Genomic DNA, 6685 nt, shown 5'->3' with positions numbered 1-6685 from the left:
TGCCGAACATATTTTCTTTTTTAATAAAACTGGATACAGCATTTTTTTAGATTTTTTAGTGAAAAAGGAAATATATTCACTTATCATGTGCAGATATGCACAGTTTCACTTTCATCTCGGCAATTGAATTACTGAGGATTCCCGCTTATCTTCCTAAATATCCAAATAAAAGTAAGTAGGTAATCATCCGTATACAAATTTACCATCAATCAGTCTTCTTCTTACAAGTATCTCCAATAATTTTTCACATCAACTGTTTTTCTTTTTCAGATAGTTTTTCAGAATTTCAAATTTCTTCTCATCAATTGATTTATTATCACATTGAATTTTTATCTCAATCTCGCATTTGAAATAATTATTCGGATTTTGATTCAGGTATTCTTTTAATGCGGCAAATTCTCTGATCATATAGTTATTTTTCACACAAAACCATTGGCACAAAAAATTACATGTATGCTCCTTTCCTCCGTCACATTCCTTTCCTGCAGTCAGATGCAATTCATTTTTATTCATAGAATTCCTGTCGATTCCGATGTTTTTGCACTTATTTTGAATTTCACAGCCCGACATCTGTGCCATATTTACTTTTATCACAAAAATCAGTTTTTCCGTAACGGACTTCGGAGTCAGTAAATCTTCTTTTTCTGTTTCATATTCCGTCTCAATCGTGTAATCTTCCGTCAAAAGATGTGAAATCCAGTGAAATGCAGACTCTGTTGACATCTGATCGATATTATGGTTAAGAATCGGTTTGGAAATTCTGTAACTACTCATGTCCAAAACATCTGCAAGACGTAGGAGGATTTTATCAAATTTCAAACTTATTAACTGCTTAGAAGCAACTGATCTTGAACCATAAATATCTCTCTCATCCGCATAATGAGATTCTGCTACTTCCGCAATAAATTCTCTGTCACACGGTTCCATATAACTCATCTCAAACGGCTTTCTGATCTCAGCTGCACTGTCGGCTGCATGTCTATCCCGGACAATTCCTTCAAAATATTCATCCAAAAGTTTATAGCTGTCCAGCATAAATTTCTTTATCTTCAAAATATCCGGTTCTTTTTCCTGTGATTCACATTCTTTTCCGTAAAATTTATATGCAAGCTGATCTGCCTCATCCATATTTACCAGAAATCCATCTCTGGAAGGAATTTTCACCATAGAAATGTCATGCAGATAACAGGCCTGAAACAAAATATAAAAATCAATTGCTGATACCTTGATAAAGTCAATCGCATGGATCAATTTTACAATATTTTGTATCAGCACAATCGCATGTTCCTGGTTATGAAGCGTATAAAAATATAAATGCTTGGATCCATTTTTCCAGACATCACAGGTATATTTGTGTGTCAATATCAGATTATCTATCCGAACCGGATCTTTCACAAAAGAATAAAAAATTTCCACGACTTTCATAACCGTATAATCTATATCTGCTGCATTTTCCGGATCTTTCAGCGAAATTTTGCGATTTCTGAAATTCTCCATCCGGAAATGTCGGTTTCTGAGAAAAAGCAAAATTCTCAGTTCTCCATAGCTTAACGTTTTCCTACTGTACTTGGCAACCACTGGATTATCCGAAATTTCCACAGTAAACAGATATGAATATATTGTATTCATCACCATACGAATAATCTGTTCTGTATTAGCAGAGACAATTTTCATTTTATTTGTCATGGATTTCGGAAGAAGTTCCGCAAAAATCTCTTCTGTAGATTTTTCTTCCATTTTCAGACAGAATTCTTCTGCAACCCGGTAATGCTTATTTGCATATTTTTGTAGTCTGAAAGCTGCATATTCCTTCAGGCTTTTGTAAGGATCATTATAATTCAGTCTCAGATAGCGTTCTGATAAGCCTGTATTCCACTCTTCGGAAAGCAGTTCTTTATATACCTGTTTCATATAAGAACAGTTCTTATCCGTTTCTCCCATACAAAGCCTATCGATCAGCAGAATATATCCCCGTAATTCCCTGTTTTCTTTTTCATCTGCAATCTGTCTGTACATTCCTACTGCTGCATCCCATATATTATTCCGGTACTGCCCCATAAATTCTTGTAAAATAGCAATTCTATCAGAATCAGAAAATTTCTTCTTGTTTCTGAATCTTTGCAAATTTTTCAGTCCATTTTTCCCGAATATAATACTTCTCAATTCTTCTTTTTGCTTTTTATATTCTTCTTCCATTGACTCCGGTTCGTGCATTACCGCCAGTCTCATTCGTCTATATTCAAAAAATTTGTAATACCTGTTTAGTTTATCCTGAATCTTTTGAAGGTTTTCTTTTCTTTTTTCAGCCTCTTCGGAATTCTTCTCTTTTTCCAGCGTTTTCCAACGCGCACTTACCTGCCTGGCAAGTCTTTCAAATTTCTTCTCCAGATTCCGGTTTTCTTCATCTGAATACATCCTGAAAAAATCATTGCCACCTTGTGAAACCTCCCTGCTGATACATTTCAGATAAAGATCACTTTCATCCAGTGTGTCCAGACGCACATAATTGCTTTTTCCCTCCAGATGCAAGCCAACGCCATAGAGTGAGCTTTTATAAAATTCCTCTGTATTTTCCGGATAGCACAGATCTGAATTTTTGTCTCTGTAAAATTCTTCTGTATTTCGTATTTCAGCATTAATGTGTTTCAGTTTTTCAGTAAATGCATCTCCTTCCTCGGATATCTCATTTGTAAAAATCACAGAATCATCTACATAAAAATATGCAACTCCGGGAAAATCTTTTTTAAGGATTTCATAAATGATCAGCATATAAATATTTCCCAGAAAATAAGACTGTGGAAGTCCCTGTGGAATTCCCCGTACATATCCACAAGTATCCTTTTCATATGAAACACCTGTGCTTCTGTGTTTTGATATTTTACAATATTCTTCCTGCATATCTCTGCTCAGCTCTGTCTCCAGTCTGCAAAAAACCAGCTTATGCAACATTTTTTTTAACAGTACTCTATCATCCTTGTTCAGATATGTTGGTAAATGTCTCATTATATAATCATATACAACCATCGGATCAATTGTCGGAAAGAAATTTTCCAGATCAAGAGACACTTCATATTTATATTCCAACGATGTATGATATTTTTTCAGCGCATCATTCGCTTTCTGATTATAAGTCTGATACTGATTTTTCCAGGGTTTAAATAAATACGCGGGATCTGTCGATACACGATTTCCAAAAAAATTTGCAGGTATCAGTCTGCTCAGATTTGACAGAATCAGCCGACCATCCTCAGTTCTGTCATAAATAAAAAGATGAAGCATGGACACAATCGCAATCTGAGTGATCAAATCCGTTGTATGCAGTGGGCGAAAAACAATTTTACCCCCATCCTCGATTTTTTTCGGTCTGAAATAGACCTTTGCGCTGATGTATTCACCTTCATCCAGGAGCTTTTCTATCCTTTCACGTACCTTCTTTATTGTTGCGTCCATACATTTTTCCGAAAATTTATCTTTCAGACGATGATAGCGAATTTTATCACCTATATCCAGAAGGTTGTAGTCAAATACATAAGACTCCATCGAATAAATCGCATGATATATATTTTCATCCGATAAAAGATATTCTCTATATGCTAATTTTTCCATCCTCATCCTCCCCGGTTTTATCTGGAAAATACTTTTTCAGGAATTCCAAAAACTGTCCTATACTCTCTTCAAATTTCTCCCGGGACATGTTTTTTATATTTATTTTTTCACTGTAAACATATCGCTGCATATTACATAAAACGCTGCACTCTATAAACATTTCATCACTGCATACTCTCTTTATATTTTCCAGACAGCTGATTTTCTCTTGTCTCCAGTCTGTTTCTGTCTCAACCTGCCAGTATCTGTCGATCTTCAGAGTAAGATTCCTTTTACCGCCCACTTTCGTAAACAAAATTTCTACATAAGGATATTTTTCCGCAAAATATCGCAGAAATTCCCAGAATTCATCTGTGAACTTGGGCAAATAGGTCTTGTTATAATAGTACGCTGAATCGGCATGGCTCATATAATCTGAAAAAGCCTTAATTCCATTACTGATTTTTTGCTGGGTACTTATTTTTTCCTCATTTGTGCTGCCAAGACTCTCCCACAGTTCTTTGTATCCCTTCCAGGTTCCCCGAATTTCCCCGTTATTGTCCATCCGTCTTTTCTCCATAGCATATGTCAGAATACACAAGTTTCAAGTAAGCATGAAGATCTTGTTTCCATCCTACATACTTGCTATAATCTTCCTCCCACTGTCCATTATTCATTTTCTGAAGTTCTGATGCAGCCAACATACTGCCCTTTTGTACTCTCTCTTTCAGTTCTTCCTTAGACGCTCTAATCTCCTGTCTGTAATCTGGAAATTTACCTAGCTTTAAAAAATATTTTCCGACCGGTGCATTTCCATTCATATCACGCAGCATTTTCGTTTCTTTTTTATTTAAAGATACCTGTTTTATCTCCAGTGGCAAAAATGGAGGCAACAAAATTTCTTTTTCATCATAATTAGAATATTCTGAAGATGTTACAATCTTCTGAAAATCCGCATAGGGAATTCCCGGCAGAATATCTACTTCCAGAAGAATCACCTGATTCTTGTTCGAAAAATCATCCTGATAATTCCCTTTTGTACACGAAACAAATGAACCAGTATATCCGTTCTCATAGGCATACAGAGAAGCCTTCCGGTCAACACGTTTCACCCGCACAGGTTCTTCAACCCGATTTTTCCTGCACATCAAAGAAAATACATCTCTGTAAATCTTCAGTGTCTCCTCTATTCTTTCAATAAATGCAGGATTAAGCCTGTGGCCTTCCTTATAGATACGTTCTTTTTCATTCTCATATCCGTCAAAAAGCAGTGCATTCAACGTCCGGTAAGCTTCCGCATCTCCCCACAGTTCATCTGCCATCACGTCACCACTTACTATCATGATTCCTTCTTCTGTCTTTTCACGAATATCCCCACCATAAAATCGCAGCAGATCTATCTCATTTTTCTTTCTCATAATTTTTCCTCAAAGTTCATGATGTTTTTTATCTTGCCTTAATGCTTGCTGCCCCAATAATCCACATCTATCATATAATCTCACGATCTTTTGTTTTTCTCTAATTCCTCAATCACACAATCATGGCTTTTCGTCTTTTTATTATAATTGATTCCAACCAGAAGAACATCCCCTGTATAATCCAAAATAGAATCCGGATACTGTTTTTCCCTGATCTGCTGCAACGCTGTCTGTGCGTTCTGATTCCATTTTAGCTCCACAATCAATGCCGGATAATCATTTTTATATTCCGGCTTTGGAATATAAACAAAATTTGCAAATCCACGTCCTGTTGGCAGTTCCCGCACAGGTCTGAAATAATACTGCATGGTACTCAAATAAGCAATCGTAAGTACACTACTAAGAGAATTTTCATTGTTATATTGAATAACAGAAACATATTTCTCATGAATTTTTTCAATTTTCTCCGCAACAGCTCTGGTATCCAAATCCAGCGTAGCTTCCAGTAATTCTTCCGAAGCTCTGGAAAACTCAAGCATTTCATTCCATTTTTTTCTTCTTACCGCTCTGGATAATTCCTGACGTATTTCCTCATTTGGAACAAACGCCCTCTGATGATCCTGATCATATGCAAGATAACCAAAATGTATCAGATATGACAGTACATCATCCCTGCACGAAAAATGAACCATATCATTCTGAAAAGTCGTCACATCTATTTCTATTGAATCGCCGGAAAGCATCTCAATAATTGCCGCCTTCAATCCATCAAAATCCATATTGATAAGAGGAACAACTGACTCATATGAACCGGTTTCCGACCAATAACTCTGATACTTATTCCATGTAAGAACTTCTACTACAGCTTTGGGGTTATAAACCTGATATTTTTCCAGCAAATAACCATCATACCATCTCTTTACCTTCTGAAAATCTCTGCCATACTTTTCGCAAAGACTGTGCACTTCTTTCTCAGTAAAGCCTGTATATTCCGCAAAAATCCTGGAATCCAGCATCGTAAATTCAGAAAAATTATTAAGGGCCGACTGCGTTTTTAACTTCTTGATTGGAAGAATACCCGTCAAAAATGCCAAGGCTATATATTTTGTAGGTTCCGTTCCTTTAAACATCCTGCGAAGAAATCCTATATACTCTTCCTGGATCTTCTGATTCTGTGCTTCATCACGTATCAGGATATCCCATTCATCAATGATCACAACAAAACGATTACCCAATTTTTCATTTATAACAGACATTGCATCCGGAAGCCCTGTCACATTCGCTTCTAAAACATCAGAATATTCCTCACGCAGCTCCCCTACGATAATGTCCTGAATATTTTTAATAAGTCCGTCAATTTTTCCATACGGATCAATAAACCATTGCAGATCAAAATGTATAACATCATATTTATTCAAATATTTATGGAAATTCTCTGCCCTGCCAACATCCAGATTCTTAAACAGGCATTCTGAATTACACCCCTTGCTGTAATAAGCAGCTAACATATCAGCCGTCGTTGACTTTCCAAAACGTCTCGGTCTGCTATTGCATATAAAAGCCTGTTTTGTATCAACCACTTTGTTGGTATAGTCTAACAGGCCTGTCTTATCCACATATATTTCAGAATTTACCGCTTTTTGAAACGCATAGTTATCAGGATTTACAAATCTGCCCATATA

The 6685-nt window shown here is 36.2% G+C and carries 4 protein-coding genes; all 4 read right to left on the bottom strand.

The window, feature by feature from the left end; translation table 11 throughout:
• Positions 1–249 precede the first annotated feature (249 nt).
• The 4 genes from WMO28_RS15735 to WMO28_RS15720 all read right to left on the bottom strand — a co-directional run bounded on the left by WMO28_RS15735 (position 250) and on the right by WMO28_RS15720 (position 6682).
• Positions 250–3606, bottom strand: coding sequence for an HD domain-containing protein (locus WMO28_RS15735; RefSeq protein ID WP_349057598.1), 3357 nt, complete (start codon positions 3604–3606; stop codon positions 250–252).
• Complete coding sequence (locus tag WMO28_RS15730) at positions 3587–4150, bottom strand: hypothetical protein (protein ID WP_144095906.1); 564 nt, start codon at positions 4148–4150, stop codon at positions 3587–3589. The genes WMO28_RS15735 and WMO28_RS15730 overlap by 20 nt, the downstream gene beginning before the upstream one ends.
• The gene (locus WMO28_RS15725) at positions 4140–5003 is read right to left on the bottom strand and encodes a hypothetical protein (protein WP_349057597.1); all 864 of its coding nucleotides are present in this window, start codon (positions 5001–5003) and stop codon (positions 4140–4142) included. Before WMO28_RS15725 ends, WMO28_RS15730 begins: the two co-directional genes overlap by 11 nt.
• Before the next feature lie 80 nt (positions 5004–5083).
• Positions 5084–6682 (bottom strand): AAA family ATPase, encoded by a 1599-nt coding sequence (locus WMO28_RS15720; RefSeq protein ID WP_349057596.1) that lies wholly within the window; start codon positions 6680–6682, stop codon positions 5084–5086.
• Between the last annotated feature and the right edge of the window lie 3 nt (positions 6683–6685).

The sequence above is a fragment of the Blautia aquisgranensis genome (assembly GCF_040096615.1).
GTDB lineage: Bacteria > Bacillota > Clostridia > Lachnospirales > Lachnospiraceae > Blautia_A > Blautia_A aquisgranensis.
Note: the sequence above shows the minus strand (reverse complement) of the source record. Positions and strands in the feature narration are given on the sequence as shown.

Bases quoted from the DNA above. Each gene is read 5' to 3' on its own strand.
- WMO28_RS15735 (WP_349057598.1), bottom strand. From the start codon at position 3,606: ATGGAAAAATTAGCATATAGAGAATATCTTTTATCGGATGAAAATATA.
- WMO28_RS15730 (WP_144095906.1), bottom strand. From the start codon at position 4,150: ATGGACAATAACGGGGAAATTCGGGGAACCTGGAAGGGATACAAAGAA.
- WMO28_RS15725 (WP_349057597.1), bottom strand. From the start codon at position 5,003: ATGAGAAAGAAAAATGAGATAGATCTGCTGCGATTTTATGGTGGGGAT.
- WMO28_RS15720 (WP_349057596.1), bottom strand. From the start codon at position 6,682: ATGGGCAGATTTGTAAATCCTGATAACTATGCGTTTCAAAAAGCGGTA.